Below are 16,272 nucleotides of genomic sequence, written 5' to 3' on the forward strand. Positions count from 1 at the left end.
AGCGCTTCAAGAAAGCAACTATGTATCTATTAGAAGAAAAAATATGGTTTTGGTTACTGCTCGCTATTCCAGCGGTAATACTCTTGTACCTTGGTGTAATAATCTGGCAACGCAGTGCACAGATGAAATTTGCCAATGCTAAGTTACTTAAGAAACTAAGTCCCAACAGATCTTACTTTAAGACTGGTCTCAAAGTATTAGTAGTATGTTTTGCCATATTATTTCTAGTTGTAGGGCTTGTAAATCCTAAAATAGGGACTAAACTAGAAACGGTAAAAAGAGAAGGTGTAGATGTAGTGTTTGCCATAGATGTATCAAAATCTATGCTTGCAGAGGATATCGCTCCTAATCGAATAGAAAAATCAAAACAGCTCGTAACTCAGATTATTAATAATCTAGGCAGTGACCGCATAGGCATCATCGCATATGCTGGTAGTGCTTATCCGCAGCTTCCTATAACTACAGATTATAGTAGTGCAAAGCTCTTCTTGAGCCAGATGAACACAGATATGTTATCTAGTCAAGGAACAGCAATAGGGGAAGCAATCGAACTTGCCAAAACCTACTATAACGACGAAGAACAAACAAATAGAGTATTGTTCATTATTTCTGACGGAGAAGACCACGTAGGGGAATCTTCTAATATAGCAGAGCAAGCAAATGATGAAGGCATCCGTATTTTTACTATTGGGGTAGGGAAAACAGAAGGTGGACCTATTCCTCTTAAACGTAATGGTATCGTACAGTCTTACAAGAAAGATCAAAATGGTGAGACCGTAATTACGCGTCTGGATGATACTACATTAAAAGCGATAGCCGATGGTGCAAATGGAGAATACATTGACGGAAGCAACACTGCCACGGTAGTAGAAACGGTACAGAATTTGCTTAACGGAATGGATAAGAAAGAGTTTGAAGCAAAGCAATTTGCAGATTTTGAAGATCAGTTTCAATGGTTTTTGGGAGCTGGATTATTACTATTGTTTTTAGACATCTTTTTACTAGACCGTAAGACTAGTTGGCTTAAAAAACTAAACCTATTCAACGATAATTAAACATCCTCACCAAACCACTCCCTCACCAGAGTGAAGTAATAGTGAAATGTACAATGAAACAGTTTATAACTAACATATCACATATAACGATGGCTCCCTTACAAGGTGCTAAGGACATACTATTCATAGTTGCCTTGCTCCTTTCATTTACCATCACAGCACAAGATAAAAAAGCGACACCTCCAGAAAATCCTTATGCAGATCAAGCTCGAGAGCTCATTGTAGAAGGGACAGAAGCTATGGTTAATCAAGAAGGTGGTGTTGTTGATTTTAACGCTTTCGCGAAAGCGGAATCAAATTTAAGGGCAGCAATCTCATTGACACCAGAGAGTGTTCCTGCAAAGTATAATGCGGGTAACAATTACTACAAGAACAAAAGATGGGAAGAAAGTACAGATGCGCTGGTTAAAGCCACTGCAGTTGCTCAAACTAAGAAAGAGAAACATAAAGCGTTTCACAATCTTGGGAATGCTTTATTCCAACAAGAGCAATGGGATGGCGCAGTAGAAGCTTATAAAAATGCCTTGCGTGCAGATCCTACAGACGAAGAAACTCGCTATAACCTACAACTAGCAAAAAAAGAGAAAGAAAACGATGGTGGTGGCGGTAGTGATAACGACGATAAAGAAGATCAAAACGAAGATAAAAAAGAAGACGAAAAGAAAAAAAACGAAGAAGGCGACGGAGATAAGAAAGAAGGAGAAGATGGTGACAAAGATGAAACCGATGATAAAGGAGAGGAAAAAGAGGATGATGGAGAAAAGAAGGAAGATGATAATGGAAAGCCTGAAGACAAGGATAAAAAGCAAGATGGTGGCGAGGGTGAAGAAGATAAAAAGCAACCTCCACCACAGCCTAGACAAGGACAGTTATCTCCTCAACAAGTGCAAAGCTTATTAAAAGCTATGCAAGATCAAGAGAAGAAAACGCAAGAAAAGATGAACGCACAGAAAGTGAAAGGTGCAAAAGTCAAAACAGAGAAAGACTGGTAATGAAGATGAAATTAAACATACTAATTCTATTCTTACTCGCAACAATAACAACCGTTGCACAAGATGTACAGTTTAATGCAAAACTGAGTAAAAACAGACTAGGTGTAAATGAACGTTTACGTGTAGATTTTACCATGAATCAAGATGGTGACAACTTTAAGTCGCCAGATTTTGATGGCTTTACTGTGGTGGGTGGTCCTAGTCAAACTACGAGCAGACAGTGGATTAATGGAAAAGGTAGTTTTTCGAAAACATTTTCTTATTTCTTAACCCCTACAAGACAGGGAAACTTAGAAATAGGGCAGGCCGAAATAACAGTGGGTGGCCAGGTGTATAAATCACCAGCAATGCCTGTAGTAGTTACTGGCGCTGTAGAAATACCTAAAGACCCAAACGACCCAACTTACCTAGCTAAAGAAAATGTACATCTTGTGGCCGAGGTTTCAAAAACAAGTCCTTACCTCAATGAAGCTTTTACAGTAGTATATAAACTTTACGTATCTGAAACTACCTCTGTAAATAATTGGCGCGAGATTGAGTCACCAAAATTTGCAGATTTCTGGAATCAAAGTGCAGATGAAAAGCAGTTTAAAATATATGATGGCACCTATCAAGGGAAACCATATAGATACGTCATTTTAAGACGCACGGTACTTTACCCTCAAAAGACGGGTAAATTAGAGATAGAACCTCTTAGCCTAAGTGTAGCTGTGAGCGTACCTACTAATCGTAGAGATATTTTTGGCAGGCCACTCAGTAAAAGTGCAAATATTACCGTAAGCGCTGCCAAAAGAACAGTAAACGTAAAGCCGCTCCCAGAAGCTGGCAAGCCTGAGTATTTCTCTGGAGCGGTAGGAGAATTTGAATTTGCCGTAACTACAGATAAAGACTCCCTCGATGCTGGTGAAGCATTCCAGATGAGTGTTGAGGTAAAAGGAAAAGGAAATTTAAAACTTTTTGAACTTCCTGAACCTACACTTCCTAGTTCGCTAGAAGTATATGAGCCAGAAAATGGTGACCAGATACGCACTAACCTTGCAGGTATGAGCGGTATGAAAAAGAACTCTTACACGGTAGTTCCTCAATATAAGGGAACCTACCCTATACCGCCGCTCTCTTTTTCTTATTTCAACCCTAAGACAAAAACCTATGAGCGTCTTAAATCTGATGATATAGTCGTTACTGTAAACAATGGACCTTTAGAAAATCCAGTGACTACAGATAGTAAAGCTCCAAGTGGTGAAGAAGTGGCTGTTGCTCAAAATCAGTTTCAATATATCAAGACCAAAGCAAATTTAACTCCTGTCTTAAAAGAACAGTTTTTTAAAAGTAATACGTTCTGGGCCTTAGTGATTGTTCCTTTTCTTTTGATTCCCCTTGCGATGATTATTCGTAAAAAGCGAGATGCTTATGCAAGTGATGTCACAGGTAATAGAATTAGAAAAGCAGATAAGCTCGCTCGTAAATTTCTAAGTACTGCAAAGAAAAATCTAGGCAACCAGAAGGAATTTTATATCGCAATGGAGCGAGCACTTCATAACTATCTTAAAGCAAAGCTTAATATTACCACTAGTGAGATGTCTAAAGATCGTATCACAAGACTCCTAGAAGAAAGAAATGTAGACACTGCTACTAATATTGAGTTTATAAGCTTATTAGAAAGCTGTGAATTTGCAAGATACACTCCTACAGGAGATGTAGCGATGCAGCAAGATTATGACAAGGCTGTACGAGTAATAAGCACTTTAGATAAACAACTGTAACATGAGAAACTTAATCAATTATCTCGTAGTGACCGTTTTTATGCTAGCGGCCATTTTTACCACTGCACAAACACCAGAACAACTTTTTGAGCAAGGCAATAGCCATTATGCAAATGGTCAGTTTCAAGAAGCTATTGATGCTTACAAAAAGGTACTAGATACTAATCAAGAAAGCGCTGCTATCTATTATAATCTAGCAAACGCACATTTTAAACTCAACAATGTTGCTCCAAGCATCTATTATTATGAGAAAGCAAAACAACTAGCTCCTGCAGATCAAGAGATAAAAAACAATGCCTTTTTTGCTGAGAAGATGACCATAGATGCCATCACACCATTACCAGAAAATACATTTAAAAAGTGGTACAATAGTGTACTTACCTTACTCACTACAGACGGATGGGCGTATGCAACGATACTATTTGTTGTGTTGTGTACACTGCTATTTTTAGGATATTACTTTACCGCTAGTTCTACTAAGAAACGTGCATTGTTTGTGTCGTCATTAGTTAGTCTCGTGCTTGCTATATGTTCATTGTTATTTGCTTATTCAGCTTTCGCGAAAATATCCAAGGATAACCCAGCAATCGTGTTTGCAAAAGAATCTCAAGTAAAAGGAGAGCCTACTTTAGCTAGTCGAGAAGCATTTTTATTACATGAAGGTGCAAAAGTAATGGTGCTAGAAGCTGTAGATAATTGGAAAAAGATACTTCTTGCAGATGGAAGAACAGGCTGGATTCCCACGACAGATATAAGAGAGTTGTAAAGACAACTCTTCTTGCCTTAACTCCATAACAGGAGCAATTAATGTATCTACTCCCGACAAAAAGAGTAACACTAGCGATACTACAACTACATTTTGCACAAGGCTATTAGAGATAATAGATCTAATTGTTATGTAATTAACTCAAGTAACGCATATTCGAAACCATATTTATAAAAGCTAGTCAGAATCACAAAACCATTCTATGATTTCTGAGAGGTATTAAATTTATTTATCTTTATCATTAATTAAATTAAACAATGCTCAAGGCTTTCACTTTGTATTCACTAGCGCTTATGCTGTCCTTCTCTATACTAGGTCCAGCATTCCTTGCGTTACTTGAAAATGAAGCAGATATTGAGGTTGTACAAGATATTGAGGAGGAGAAAAACGAGACAAAAAAAGAACTTGAAGAGTATGAGAAATTCTTTAACGACCTTGTTTTTTACTCAATTGAAGTAGATGAAACTACTGAGCTATCTAGCTATTACTACTTTATGAGTACTTATGATTATACTCAGGATATTAATATTCCACCTCCAGACTATAGATTATCTTAACCCTGACTCTTAATCAGGTATATGTAGAGGCGTAATCTTACGTTTCGTTTTCGCGTAAGCAAATCCACAATTATTATTTAAAAACTGCACCTCTACTTTAATAGAAGTGTTCAAATCACGAATTATGTTCAAATATTTAAAAAACGACTTACCCGCAAGTGTCGTTGTATTTTTTGTTGCACTACCCTTATGTCTTGGTATTGCTCTTGCCAGTGGCGCTCCATTATTTTCCGGTTTAATCGCAGGTATTATAGGTGGTATTGTAGTGGGTGCCTTAAGTGGATCTAAAATAGGGGTAAGTGGCCCAGCTGCAGGACTTGCAGCAATTGTTCTTACAGCAATAGGTGCTTTAGGTGGTTATGAAAACTTTCTTGTTGCCGTAGTCTTAGGAGGAATTATACAGTTAGTTTTTGGATTTTTAAAAGCTGGAATAATAGGTTACTACTTCCCTTCATCCGTAATTAAAGGGATGCTTACAGGTATAGGAATCATTATTATTTTTAAACAAATTCCACACTTTTTTGGTTATGATGCAGATCCAGAAGGAGACTTTGCTTTCTTCCAGATGGATGGAGAAAACACACTTTCTGAGTTAGGAAATATTATTGGATCCATAAGTATAGGAGCAACGTTAGTAGGAGTTCTTGCCTTAGGAATACTCATATTATGGAGTAATGTTTTATCAAAAAAAGGAAGAATTTTCCAACTTATACAAGGACCTCTTGTCGCAGTTGCCGTTGGTATTATTTATTTTATAAGCACACAAGGATCTGAGTATGGAATAAGTGCAGAGCACTTAGTAAGTGTACCAGTACCGGATAGTGTAGACAGTTTTATAGGTCAGTTTGCTTTTCCAAACTTTGGGGCAATAACAAATCCAGCAATCTGGGTAACGGCATTTACGATAGCTCTTGTAGCAAGTTTAGAAACGTTATTATGTGTTGAGGCTACAGATAAGCTAGATCCAGATAAAAATGTAACTCCTACAAATAGAGAACTTCTAGCACAGGGAACAGGTAATATTCTTTCTGGTTTAGTAGGAGGGTTACCAGTTACACAAGTAATTGTAAGATCATCTGCAAACATACAATCAGGTGGGAAGACTAAAATGTCAGCAATCATTCACGGTTTTTTATTATTAATATCTGTAATACTTATACCTACGCTACTTAATAAAATACCGTTATCCGTACTAGCAGCTATATTACTTGTTGTAGGATACAAACTAGCAAAGCCTTCTACTTTTAAGGCAATGTGGAGTGCTGGATGGAAACAATTTGTGCCATTTATAGTAACTGTGGTAGGTATCTTCTTTATCGACCTTTTATGGGGAATAGGGCTTGGTCTTGCAGTAGGTATCGTGGTAGTACTTTACAAGAGTTACAAGAACTCACACTTTTTACATAAAGAGGATAGAAGTAATGGAGCGCAGCAAATGAAAATGACACTTGCCGAAGAGGTTACTTTCTTCAATAAAGGTGCTATTCTCAAAGAACTAGACAATTTACCTGAAAACTCGTATCTTGAATTAGACGTGCGTAAAACGCGCTTTTTAGACAATGATATTATTGAAATTTTAGAAGACTTTGCTGTCAAAGCAAAAGCAAGAAATATAGATATTAAATTAATCTCAGAAAAAGGCGAAGTGGAGAACCCACCTAGCTATATAGAGTTCTTTAAATTAAGACCAAAAACAGCATAAATTATGAAAGCACACACAAAGATTACACAGGCAAAAATGACGCCTGATACCGCATTAGAATTTTTACAAGAAGGTAATGAGCGCTTTTTGAAAAATTTAAAAGCTAATCGTAATTTATTAGAGCAGGTAAACGATACTTCTGATGGGCAATATCCATTTGCAACCATCTTAAGCTGTATAGATTCTAGAGTATCTGCAGAGTTAGTTTTTGATCAAGGACTTGGAGATGTATTTAGCGTGCGTATCGCAGGAAACTTCATTAATGAAGATATCTTAGGAAGTATGGAGTTTGCTTGTAAAGTAGCAGGAACTAAACTTCTTGTAGTTTTAGGACACACAAGCTGTGGGGCTATTAAAGGAGCTTGTGATCACGTGAGATTAGGTAATCTTACTGCTCTTATCAATAAAATAGAGCCAGCCGTAGCAGCTGTAAAAGAGCCTAAAGATGAAGCTTTAAGAACTTCGGCAAATTTAGATTTTGTGGATGAAGTATCTCGTGAGAATGTAAAAATCGCCATCGACAATATAAGATCTAGAAGTGTGGTACTGAACGACATGGAGAAGGATGGTGAAATCAAAATTGTAGGCGCCATGTATGATATAACTGACGGGAAAGTTACTTTTATGTAGTAAATATGCTTTCGCGAAAGCGTAACTCACAACAGTATACGCTTTATACAAACTAAAATGTTAAATTAGTAGGGTGGTTCCGTTAAGAAGCCACCCTATTTTTATGCAACGAATTAACTTTCTATTTTGACACCAACCTAACCATTATGAAAAACTTCTTTAAACATCTTAAAGGCGATGCCTTTGGAGGAATTACTGCAGGTATTGTAGCATTACCACTAGCACTAGCGTTTGGAGTGTCTTCTGGCCTTGGACCAAGTGCCGGACTATATGGTGCTATTTTTATAGCATTTTTTGCTGCACTGTTTGGAGGTACATCTACGCAAATATCAGGACCTACGGCTCCTATGACAGCGGTAAGTATGGTGGTTATTGCAGGTATTATTGCAACTTTTGATGGTGATGTAGAGAAAGCACTACCAGCGATACTCACAGTTTTCTTACTAGCTGGGCTTTTTCAGATTGTACTGGGTGTAATGGGTATAGGTAAATACATTAAGTACATTCCCTATCCTGTAGTTTCTGGTTTTATGACTGCTATAGGCGTTATGATTCTTATTACACAGCTTTTGCCTGCAGTGGGGTATTATCCTAATCAAGATGAGAGTTATGTAGATAGTTTTAAACCGCAAGCACAAGAGATTGTTCTAGATAAGATTTTACAAGATGAAGCAGGCGAAGGCCTCCTAGTTTTAGAAAACTTTGAAGAAACTATACGTAGAGCAAAACTTACAGACGATACCGATGTATACAAAGAAGCGGTAACGCTTGCAAAAGCATCATCTTCTGGAGTAGTTGGCACCTTTAAGGTAATGGGACGCGCAATACAAAACATAAACTGGATAGAGCTAGCTCTGGCACTTGCTACCATATTTATTATTTATGGCTTTAAACGCATCACAACCGCAGTGCCTAGTACACTTGTTGCACTATTGGTCGTGTCTGGAGTAGCCTATTTTGCACCCTTTGAATACAGAGCTATTCAAGAAATTCCTAGCGGTTTTCCTGTGCCTAAGCTTTCCATAATTACAGATTTTGAGTTTAGCATTATATCGCCATATATCCTTACCGCACTGTCACTTTCATTTCTAGGAGCAATAGACTCGCTCCTCACCTCTGTGGTTGCAGATAATATGACAAAGACTAGACATAAGCCTAACAAAGAACTCATAGGTCAAGGTATAGGTAATGCCATCGCTTCATTTTTTGGTGGGATTCCGGGTGCTGGAGCAACGATAAGAACAGTAGTAAATATTAACTCGGGTGGTAAGACTAAACTATCAGGTATGATTGCTGGTGTATTGTTACTATTCATTCTACTTGCATTAGGCCCTATTGCTTCACAAATACCAGCCGCTGTGCTTGCAGGTATTCTTATTACCGTAGGTCTTGGTGTTATGGATTACAAAGGATTAAAAGCAATACCTAATCTTCCTAAGGACATAAAACTTGGTCCTATCAAGCTAAGTTCTGAAGTTATTATAATGATTGTGGTACTCGTGCTATCTGTAGTATGGGATCTCGTTGCAGCAGTAGGAATTGGATTAGTATTATCGTGTCTTATGTTTATGAAGAAGATGGGTGACTTTACTACTAGGCAATCTAAAGTTTTTGACCTACGCGCCGCCGAAAAGAATAAGGTTTTATGGAGTGATGAACTTATTTTTCCAGATCATCTCAAGGAGGAGGTATTTATTAAACACCTTCGTGGTCCATTATTTTTTGGATATACATCCGAATTTTCTGCACTTACCAAGCAAATTCCTGCTACGGCATCAGATGTAATATTACGTATGGAGCGTGTGCCTTATGTAGATCAGTCTGGTGTATATGCGATAGAAGACACGATACTCCAACTTAACCAAGGTGGGATTAATGTGCACATTGTAGGCTTAAGAAAACAACCTAAGTATATGCTAGAACGCATTAAAATCATTCCTGAATTAATACCAGAAACAGAGGTTTACGATACGTTCAAGGAGTGTATTAACTCCCTTAACAAACAAGTAAAAGATAGATATTAAATAGATGTTGTGGGGTGTAATTACGCTTTCGCGAAAGCGTAACTATCAACATTCCTAAATACTAGAAGAGTCGTCTGTTTCAGTCGGCTCTTTTTCTTTATCTGGGTTATAGATATCCTCATCCTTTGCTTTTTTAAGGATAGAAGGAAGAAGTGCAGGTGCCAAAGGCTGAATGATGGGATACAACACCGATTGCTCTTTTTTATCGTCACCTATAAATGATATCTGACGGTCTGCAGCATCTATAAACATAAGCACCACACTTATCAAAAAACCAAATTTGAGTACAGCAAAGGCTGCTCCTACTATCTTGTTTACTATACCAAGCATCGCAAAATTTGCCACTTTGGTAAGTAATTTTCCTGCTAGAGAGACCACAAGTACAATAATGATAAAGGTCGCAGCAAAGGCTGTAAGATTTATAATTTGCTCACTCCACGCTGTTTTTTCTACAAGCCAGTCCCCTACGTAATGAGAAAAGTGGATTGCTCCATAAATTCCAGCAACGAGACCTACAAGTGATGCTAGCTCTACAAATAGTCCTTTGCGCAATCCTTGAATAGCACCTAAAATTAAAATAATACCAAAAATGATGTCAATAGTGTTCATGCGCTAAAGATAGTAATTTCAGTTAATGGTGGTATTTTTGCAGCTTAAAATTGGTATAGATGCTATTTTATGGCATTAACCGAAAGCTTTCATCTATTGAAGCTTAACCGCGTGAATAAATTCACGTACAGAAGAGAAATATATGGCTAGAGACGAACAACTCAAAGAACGATATGCGGCGGTAGTTGATAAACTATCTACCCGTTTTGCAGATGGTGATAAAGGCGCTATGGATTTAGATAGCATTATCTACCTCATAGGTATACAAGAATTAGGACAGCTGGATAAAACTTTTAAAAAAGACGAGAAAATGAACTTGATGCATATTGCCATCTGTCGTTTGCTTGAACCTTTTGGGTATTATCAATATGATTATGACGATCCTGAGGGATGGCCTCACTATAAAGTGCTAGAAGCACTACCACCACTTAAGGCTGGCGAACAACAAATACTCATGAAAGATGCGATTGTACAATACTTTCTTGAAAAGGGCTTAATCTCTTAAAAACTAAACACGATAGCGACTATATAATCTTACTGCTTTTACGGCTTGGTTATACTGCTACACCCCAATTTTATTCTTAAATTTGCCATTTCCTTTTAGACGGTAAAAAGACGTATTATGTTAGATAAAATCAAAGAACACATTGAAAAAGTAAAGGCCTTTAAAGCCGAAACTTTAGAAGAAGTTGAAGCATTCAGAATCAAGTATTCTGGAAAGAAAGGACTTGTGAATGATTTTATGGCAGACTTCCGTAATGTGCCTAATGAGATGAAGCGCGAGTATGGACAGGTAATTAACACTCTTAAAGCAAGTGCCCTTGAAAAGGTAAACGAGCTTAAAGAAAAACTAGAAGGAGCAGAAGAAGCTACGGCTACTGGTGATTTATCACGCCCAGGTGAACCTATTGAAATAGGAGCACGCCACCCTATCTCTATTGTAAAAAATCAGATTATTGATATTTTTTCTCGCATAGGATTCAACGTTTCTGAAGGACCAGAAATAGAAGATGACTGGCATAACTTTACTGCCTTAAACCTTCCAGAATATCATCCAGCACGTGATATGCAGGATACCTTTTTTATACAAACAGATCCAGACGTATTACTACGTACTCACACCTCATCTGTACAGGTGAGATATATGGAAAATAACAAGCCACCTATACGTACGATCTCTCCGGGTAGAGTATACCGTAACGAGGCTATAAGCGGTCGTTCACACTGTTTCTTCCACCAAGTAGAAGGATTATACATAGATAAAGACGTCTCTTTTGCAGATCTTAAACAGACGCTGCAACACTTTACTACAGAAATGTTTGGCAAAAGTAAGATACGCTTACGTCCATCATACTTCCCATTTACAGAACCTAGTGCCGAAGTGGATGTATACTGGGGTCTTGAGACAGAGACAGATTATAAAATGACTAAAGGAACCGGATGGCTCGAGATTATGGGCTGTGGCATGGTAGATCCTAATGTACTTGAAAACTGCGGTATTGACTCAAAAGAGTACAGTGGTTTTGCATTTGGGATGGGAATAGATCGTATTGCATTATTATTACACCAAATCTCAGACATTAGAATGCTTAGCGAGAATGATGCTCGTTTCTTAGAGCAGTTTAAATCTGCTTTTTAGAGTCTCACTGTCCCCTCGAGCGCAGTCGAGAGGCAAATTATTTCTAAATTAAATAGGTCATTACTGCGTCTGACCAGATTATAAATATGCGTAAAGACATTATCATACCCGAAGTTAAAAACGTCTACGTAGCCGCTGTAAAGGAGCTACACGAGGAGTTTAAAACAGAAGATTGGAATGCTTATATCGTAAACGATAATCTTGAGCCTCTAGAAATGGTACTTCTTACCGTACAAGGCTATAATGAGAAGCAAATGACTACGCATATGCGTCACACAATCAAGCTACTTCCTGCAAAGGGATTTGCAAAGATTGAGTTCATGCAAGAAGATATCTTTACACTTGATAACTTCTACTCTGTCACTTATTTTCTAGACAACAAGATGTATGAAAGACGTTTTGAGTTTCCTGCAAACTCAATACAAGAAGTCAATACCGTTAAAGTACCAGTAATGGGTAAGGATGGTGTACTAGCGGTGTAGGTTTTTACGCTTTCGCGAAAGCGTACTTAAAAGAAAAACATATCTTATTTACTTATGTAATAGTAACCAGTTATTACCACAGCTCCTGAAACCATTATTAAATTAAACAAGATATAGTAGAGCATATAACTTAATACTAGTCGCAAAATGGTGGTTATTGTTTTACTCTCTTTAAAAAATTGCACAAATGTCCATCCTGCAAATATTAATGGAATAATAAACAAGGCTCCTTCTAAAAAATACGCCATATCCTCGTTGCTGTTGATAAGAAGTAAGGGTGTACAGATAAGATAAATAATCAACTTTTGCCCTTCCACAAAAAGATTAACAATTAGGTGCTCAAAGTAATTATATCCTTTCCCTAAAAAGGATATATAAGTAGTTAATGCAGTAAACGGCAAAAGTATTATAGTTGCATAGGCATAATTGTCTTTTACAATTTCTAGAAAAGAAATAATAGCTGGCGAAGCCTCTCTTTCAATATGTGAAGCGTTTCCATTCTTTAAAACATCTTTTAACGCTTGGATAAACCCAGAAATGGCTTCTCCCATCACTGTATTTTTATCCAGTAGCAGAGATGAAAACACGTATATAGTTGCCAGTAACAGTACAAAGGAAATCGGCTTAAAATGATTTACACGCTTTCCTTCAATATATTCTCTAATGGTATGACCTGGGCGAGTAAAAAGCTGCTTTATGGTGTAAAGAAAACCTCTGTCAACTTGGAGTACACTATTAGGTATCTCTTGCAGCACATATGTGCCGTTTATTCTATCAGTATGGGATTTTTGCCCACAATTACTGCAAAAATCTCCTTCTAATGTTGTGCCACAGTTCTTACAATTCATACCCTAATTAAGCTTCTCTGTCAACTTAATAAACACTTTCTTAGGATCTTTGCCCTTATAAAGAATACTGTGTACCGACTCTATAATAGGCACACGTGCTTTCTTATCACGTGATTCGTTGAGTTCTAGAGCACTTTTTGCAGCATAGTAACCTTCAGCTACCATAGACATTTCCATCTGTGCGCTTTTTACTGTGTAGCCCTTCCCTATCATGTTACCAAACATTCTATTTCTACTAAAAACAGAATATCCCGTCACCAGTAAATCTCCTAAATAAGCAGACCCATTAATGTCACGCTTCATCTTGTGGGCGCGCTTTACATAGCGTTTTATCTCACGTATAGCATTACTCATTAATAACGCCTGAAAGTTATCTCCATAGCCTAGACCGTGCGCAATACCTGCTGCAATGGCATAGATATTTTTAAGCGTAGCAGCATATTCAATCCCTATAATATCATCACTCGTGGTGCATTTTATATAATCACTAGACAAGTGCTTTGCAATTACTTTTGCATTTTGCTTTTCGGCACATGCAATCGTGAGGTAAGAAAGTCGCTCTAGCGCAACCTCTTCTGCATGACAAGGTCCTGCTATAACCGCTATATTCTCAATAGCAACATTGTGCTCTTCATTAAAGTGAGAGCCAACGAGTTTACCACTCTCAGGCATAATCCCTTTTATGGCAGAGACTATGACTTTATCTTTTAGCGACACCGTAAGATTCTTAAGCTCACCTCCTATAAAGGCAGATGGAACAGCAAAAATCACATAATCTGAGTATGCTACAATCTCGTTAATATCATTACTTAACTTAAGCTGCTCAGGTTTAAACTCTACAGAGCTTAAATAGCTTGGGTTATGCTCTTCTCTCTTAATATGCTCTAGTGCATAATCACTACGCATATACCAGCCTACAGTATCTAGGTTTTCACACAGCATTTTTACAATAGCGGTTGCCCAACTACCTCCTCCTATAACTCCAAATGTGGGTTTACTCATAATCCTAGTGATTATTACTAATTAACCTTTTACTTTCTTTGCTACTTTTTCTGGCAACACCTCATAACCCATGTTATAAAGGGTAAATCCAAAAATATCTGCATACTGCTCGATAGTTTTTGCTACCGGCGTACCAGCCCCGTGACCAGCATCTGTCTCAATACGTATAAGTACTGGGGCATCTCCTGCTTGTTTTTCTTGAAGCTCTGCAGCAAATTTGAATGAGTGCGCTGGCACTACACGATCATCATGATCTCCTGTAGTTACCATAGTTGCTGGATATGAAGTTCCTGCTTTTACGTTATGAACTGGCGAGTATCCTTTAAGATACTCAAACATCTCTTTACTGTCTTCTGCTGTACCATAATCGTAAGCCCATCCAGCACCTGCTGTAAATGTATGGTAACGCAACATATCCATCACGCCAACTGCTGGTAATGCTACCTGCATAAGATCTGGACGTTGTGTCATTGTTGCTCCTACAAGCAAACCTCCGTTAGAACCACCGCGTATTGCTAAGTATTCTTTTGAAGTATATTTATTATCTATTAGATACTCGGCAGCTGCAATAAAATCATCAAAAACGTTTTGCTTTTGCATTTTTGTTCCAGCATCATGCCATTTTTTACCATACTCACCGCCTCCTCTTAAGTTAGGCACTGCATATACTCCTCCTTGCTCCATCCACACCGCATTTGCAATGCTAAAGCTAGGTGTTAGACTTATATTAAATCCTCCATAAGCATAAAGGATAGTAGGGTTCTTACCGTTAAGCTCTGTTCCCTTTTTATAAGTGATAATCATCGGTACTTTTGTACCATCTTTTGAGCTATAAAAAACTTGCTTGCTCTCATATGCTTCTGGATCAAAATCTATGTCTGGTTTGATAAATAGCTCAGAAGTTCCAGATGCGATGTCATATTTATAAATACTACCTGGCGTCTTGTAATTTGAAAAGCTAAAATATAACTCCTTCTCATCTTTCTCTGCTCCAAAACCTCCTACAGTACCTACTCCCGGAAGTTCTACATCACGTACAAGCTTACCGTCATAATCATACTGCTTTACTTTTGAAACTGCATCTACCATATAACTAGCAAAGAAAGAACCTCCACCAGTACTTGGACTCAATACATTCTCTGTTTCTGGTATAAAATCTACCCAGTTTTCTGGAGTTGGGTTTGAAGCATCTACCGTTACTACACGCATATTAGGCGCATCAAGATTAGTCGCTATAAATAGTTTACTACCTATATTTTCCATCACATAACTATCAGAATCTTCGTGATCTAATACAGTCACAAAAGGACTATTAGTCTTCTCGAGATCTTTCATAAACATCTTCCCTCCAGAAGTAGAGTTACGCGCACTTACTAGTAAATAGCGGTTATCTTTTGTAACTCCACCTCCTACATAACGATGCTTCTCTGCAGCTGTACCGCCAAATATTAGCTTATCTGTAGCCTGTGCAGTACCTAACTTATGGTAATATAATTTATGCTGATCTGTCTTTGCCGATAGTTCGCTGCCCTTAGGTTTATCATAACTAGAATAGTAAAAACCTTCGTTTTTATACCAAGACATTCCAGAGAACTTTACATCTACCAGCGTGTCTTCTATAATTTCTTTTTTCTCGGTATCCATAACGAGAATCTTACGCCAGTCACTTCCTCCTTCAGAAATAGCGTAGGCTAGTATAGAGCCATCTTCAGAGAAACTTGCTCCTCCTAAAGAGATAGTACCATCTTCTGCAAAGGTGTTTGGGTCTAAAAATACAGAAGCAGTACTTGGATCTTCACCAGTTTTATAACGGTAAATAACGTACTGATTTTGAAGTCCGTCGTTTTTATAGAAGTACGTATAATCACCTTCTTTAAATGGCGAACCTACTTTTTCATAATTCCACAATGTGGATAAGCGCTCCTTGAGCTCCTCACGAAAGGGAATATTCTTTAAGTAGTCTTGGGTGGTATTGTTCTCACGTACAACCCAGTCCATCGTCTCCTCACTACGATCATCTTCTAGCCATCTGTAAGGATCTTGTACTTCTGTGCCAAAATAGGTATCTACAGTATCTACTTTTTTAGTTTCGGTATAGTTCACAGCAATAGTGTTTTTAGGTGTCGCCGGCTTATCATCACAGCTTATAATAGCAGTTGTAGCAAGAGCGAGAAGAATCAATTTTTTCATAATACGGGTTGTG

At 37.8% G+C, this 16,272-nt stretch carries 15 protein-coding genes; 11 read left to right on the top strand and 4 right to left on the bottom strand.

What is annotated here, in order from left to right; genetic code table 11:
- The first annotated feature begins 20 nt into the window (after nucleotides 1–20).
- From DCS32_RS05335 to DCS32_RS05370, 8 genes are all read left to right on the top strand, one after another.
- Nucleotides 21–1,055, top strand: coding sequence for a vWA domain-containing protein (locus DCS32_RS05335; protein ID WP_108877323.1), 1,035 nt, complete (start codon nucleotides 21–23; stop codon nucleotides 1,053–1,055).
- 89 nt (nucleotides 1,056–1,144) lie between these two features.
- Nucleotides 1,145–2,047, top strand: a complete 903-nt coding sequence (locus tag DCS32_RS05340; RefSeq protein WP_239057568.1) for a tetratricopeptide repeat protein — start codon at nucleotides 1,145–1,147, stop codon at nucleotides 2,045–2,047.
- Nucleotides 2,047–3,810 (top strand): BatD family protein, encoded by a 1,764-nt coding sequence (locus DCS32_RS05345; RefSeq protein ID WP_108877325.1) that lies wholly within the window; start codon nucleotides 2,047–2,049, stop codon nucleotides 3,808–3,810. The genes DCS32_RS05340 and DCS32_RS05345 overlap by 1 nt, the downstream gene beginning before the upstream one ends.
- A 1-nt stretch (nucleotide 3,811) precedes the next feature.
- Nucleotides 3,812–4,576, top strand: a complete 765-nt coding sequence (locus DCS32_RS05350) for a tetratricopeptide repeat protein (RefSeq protein WP_108877326.1) — start codon at nucleotides 3,812–3,814, stop codon at nucleotides 4,574–4,576.
- 257 nt (nucleotides 4,577–4,833) lie between these two features.
- Nucleotides 4,834–5,133 (top strand): hypothetical protein, encoded by a 300-nt coding sequence (locus tag DCS32_RS05355; RefSeq protein WP_108877327.1) that lies wholly within the window; start codon nucleotides 4,834–4,836, stop codon nucleotides 5,131–5,133.
- 124 nt (nucleotides 5,134–5,257) lie between these two features.
- Nucleotides 5,258–6,835 (top strand): SulP family inorganic anion transporter, encoded by a 1,578-nt coding sequence (locus tag DCS32_RS05360; protein ID WP_108877328.1) that lies wholly within the window; start codon nucleotides 5,258–5,260, stop codon nucleotides 6,833–6,835.
- Nucleotides 6,836–6,838: 3 nt separating this feature from the next.
- Nucleotides 6,839–7,465 (top strand): carbonic anhydrase family protein, encoded by a 627-nt coding sequence (locus DCS32_RS05365; RefSeq protein WP_108877329.1) that lies wholly within the window; start codon nucleotides 6,839–6,841, stop codon nucleotides 7,463–7,465.
- A gap of 146 nt (nucleotides 7,466–7,611) precedes the next feature.
- Entirely contained in the window at nucleotides 7,612–9,489 is a 1,878-nt protein-coding gene (locus DCS32_RS05370; protein WP_108877330.1) for a SulP family inorganic anion transporter, read from the top strand.
- 54 nt (nucleotides 9,490–9,543) lie between these two features.
- Here the strand turns inward: DCS32_RS05370 and DCS32_RS05375 are convergent, their stop codons facing one another.
- Complete coding sequence (locus DCS32_RS05375) at nucleotides 9,544–10,098, bottom strand: CvpA family protein (protein ID WP_108877331.1); 555 nt, start codon at nucleotides 10,096–10,098, stop codon at nucleotides 9,544–9,546.
- 142 nt (nucleotides 10,099–10,240) lie between these two features.
- On the opposite strand from DCS32_RS05375, the gene DCS32_RS05380 reads away from it, so the two are divergent.
- From DCS32_RS05380 to DCS32_RS05390, 3 genes are all read left to right on the top strand, one after another.
- The gene (locus DCS32_RS05380; protein ID WP_013750813.1) at nucleotides 10,241–10,603 is read left to right on the top strand and encodes a hypothetical protein; all 363 of its coding nucleotides are present in this window, start codon (nucleotides 10,241–10,243) and stop codon (nucleotides 10,601–10,603) included.
- Nucleotides 10,604–10,720: 117 nt separating this feature from the next.
- The gene (gene pheS, locus DCS32_RS05385) at nucleotides 10,721–11,737 is read left to right on the top strand and encodes a phenylalanine--tRNA ligase subunit alpha (protein WP_013750812.1); all 1,017 of its coding nucleotides are present in this window, start codon (nucleotides 10,721–10,723) and stop codon (nucleotides 11,735–11,737) included.
- Nucleotides 11,738–11,823: 86 nt separating this feature from the next.
- Complete coding sequence (locus DCS32_RS05390; protein ID WP_108877332.1) at nucleotides 11,824–12,219, top strand: hypothetical protein; 396 nt, start codon at nucleotides 11,824–11,826, stop codon at nucleotides 12,217–12,219.
- Nucleotides 12,220–12,263: 44 nt separating this feature from the next.
- Here the strand turns inward: DCS32_RS05390 and DCS32_RS05395 are convergent, their stop codons facing one another.
- From DCS32_RS05395 to DCS32_RS05405, 3 genes are read right to left on the bottom strand one after another with little or no spacing between them, the layout of a single operon-like run.
- The gene (locus DCS32_RS05395; RefSeq protein WP_108877333.1) at nucleotides 12,264–13,067 is read right to left on the bottom strand and encodes a DUF3667 domain-containing protein; all 804 of its coding nucleotides are present in this window, start codon (nucleotides 13,065–13,067) and stop codon (nucleotides 12,264–12,266) included.
- Nucleotides 13,068–13,070: 3 nt separating this feature from the next.
- A complete protein-coding gene (locus DCS32_RS05400; RefSeq protein ID WP_108877334.1) occupies nucleotides 13,071–14,069 on the bottom strand; it encodes an NAD(P)H-dependent glycerol-3-phosphate dehydrogenase in 999 nt (332 codons plus the stop codon).
- Nucleotides 14,070–14,090: 21 nt separating this feature from the next.
- Nucleotides 14,091–16,259 carry a prolyl oligopeptidase family serine peptidase gene (locus DCS32_RS05405; RefSeq protein WP_108877335.1) on the bottom strand — a complete coding sequence of 723 codons (2,169 nt, stop codon included), beginning with the start codon at nucleotides 16,257–16,259 and terminating at the stop codon, nucleotides 14,091–14,093.
- Nucleotides 16,260–16,272 lie beyond the last annotated feature (13 nt).

It is taken from the genome of Dokdonia sp. Dokd-P16 (assembly GCF_003095655.1).
GTDB lineage: Bacteria > Bacteroidota > Bacteroidia > Flavobacteriales > Flavobacteriaceae > Dokdonia.

Bases quoted from the DNA above. Each gene is read 5' to 3' on its own strand.
- DCS32_RS05335 (WP_108877323.1), top strand. From the start codon at position 21: ATGTATCTATTAGAAGAAAAAATATGGTTTTGGTTACTGCTCGCTATT.
- DCS32_RS05340 (WP_239057568.1), top strand. From the start codon at position 1,145: ATGGCTCCCTTACAAGGTGCTAAGGACATACTATTCATAGTTGCCTTG.
- DCS32_RS05345 (WP_108877325.1), top strand. From the start codon at position 2,047: ATGAAGATGAAATTAAACATACTAATTCTATTCTTACTCGCAACAATA.
- DCS32_RS05350 (WP_108877326.1), top strand. From the start codon at position 3,812: ATGAGAAACTTAATCAATTATCTCGTAGTGACCGTTTTTATGCTAGCG.
- DCS32_RS05355 (WP_108877327.1), top strand. From the start codon at position 4,834: ATGCTCAAGGCTTTCACTTTGTATTCACTAGCGCTTATGCTGTCCTTC.
- DCS32_RS05360 (WP_108877328.1), top strand. From the start codon at position 5,258: ATGTTCAAATATTTAAAAAACGACTTACCCGCAAGTGTCGTTGTATTT.
- DCS32_RS05365 (WP_108877329.1), top strand. From the start codon at position 6,839: ATGAAAGCACACACAAAGATTACACAGGCAAAAATGACGCCTGATACC.
- DCS32_RS05370 (WP_108877330.1), top strand. From the start codon at position 7,612: ATGAAAAACTTCTTTAAACATCTTAAAGGCGATGCCTTTGGAGGAATT.
- DCS32_RS05375 (WP_108877331.1), bottom strand. From the start codon at position 10,098: ATGAACACTATTGACATCATTTTTGGTATTATTTTAATTTTAGGTGCT.
- DCS32_RS05380 (WP_013750813.1), top strand. From the start codon at position 10,241: ATGGCTAGAGACGAACAACTCAAAGAACGATATGCGGCGGTAGTTGAT.
- pheS (WP_013750812.1), top strand. From the start codon at position 10,721: ATGTTAGATAAAATCAAAGAACACATTGAAAAAGTAAAGGCCTTTAAA.
- DCS32_RS05390 (WP_108877332.1), top strand. From the start codon at position 11,824: ATGCGTAAAGACATTATCATACCCGAAGTTAAAAACGTCTACGTAGCC.
- DCS32_RS05395 (WP_108877333.1), bottom strand. From the start codon at position 13,067: ATGAATTGTAAGAACTGTGGCACAACATTAGAAGGAGATTTTTGCAGT.
- DCS32_RS05400 (WP_108877334.1), bottom strand. From the start codon at position 14,069: ATGAGTAAACCCACATTTGGAGTTATAGGAGGAGGTAGTTGGGCAACC.
- DCS32_RS05405 (WP_108877335.1), bottom strand. From the start codon at position 16,259: ATGAAAAAATTGATTCTTCTCGCTCTTGCTACAACTGCTATTATAAGC.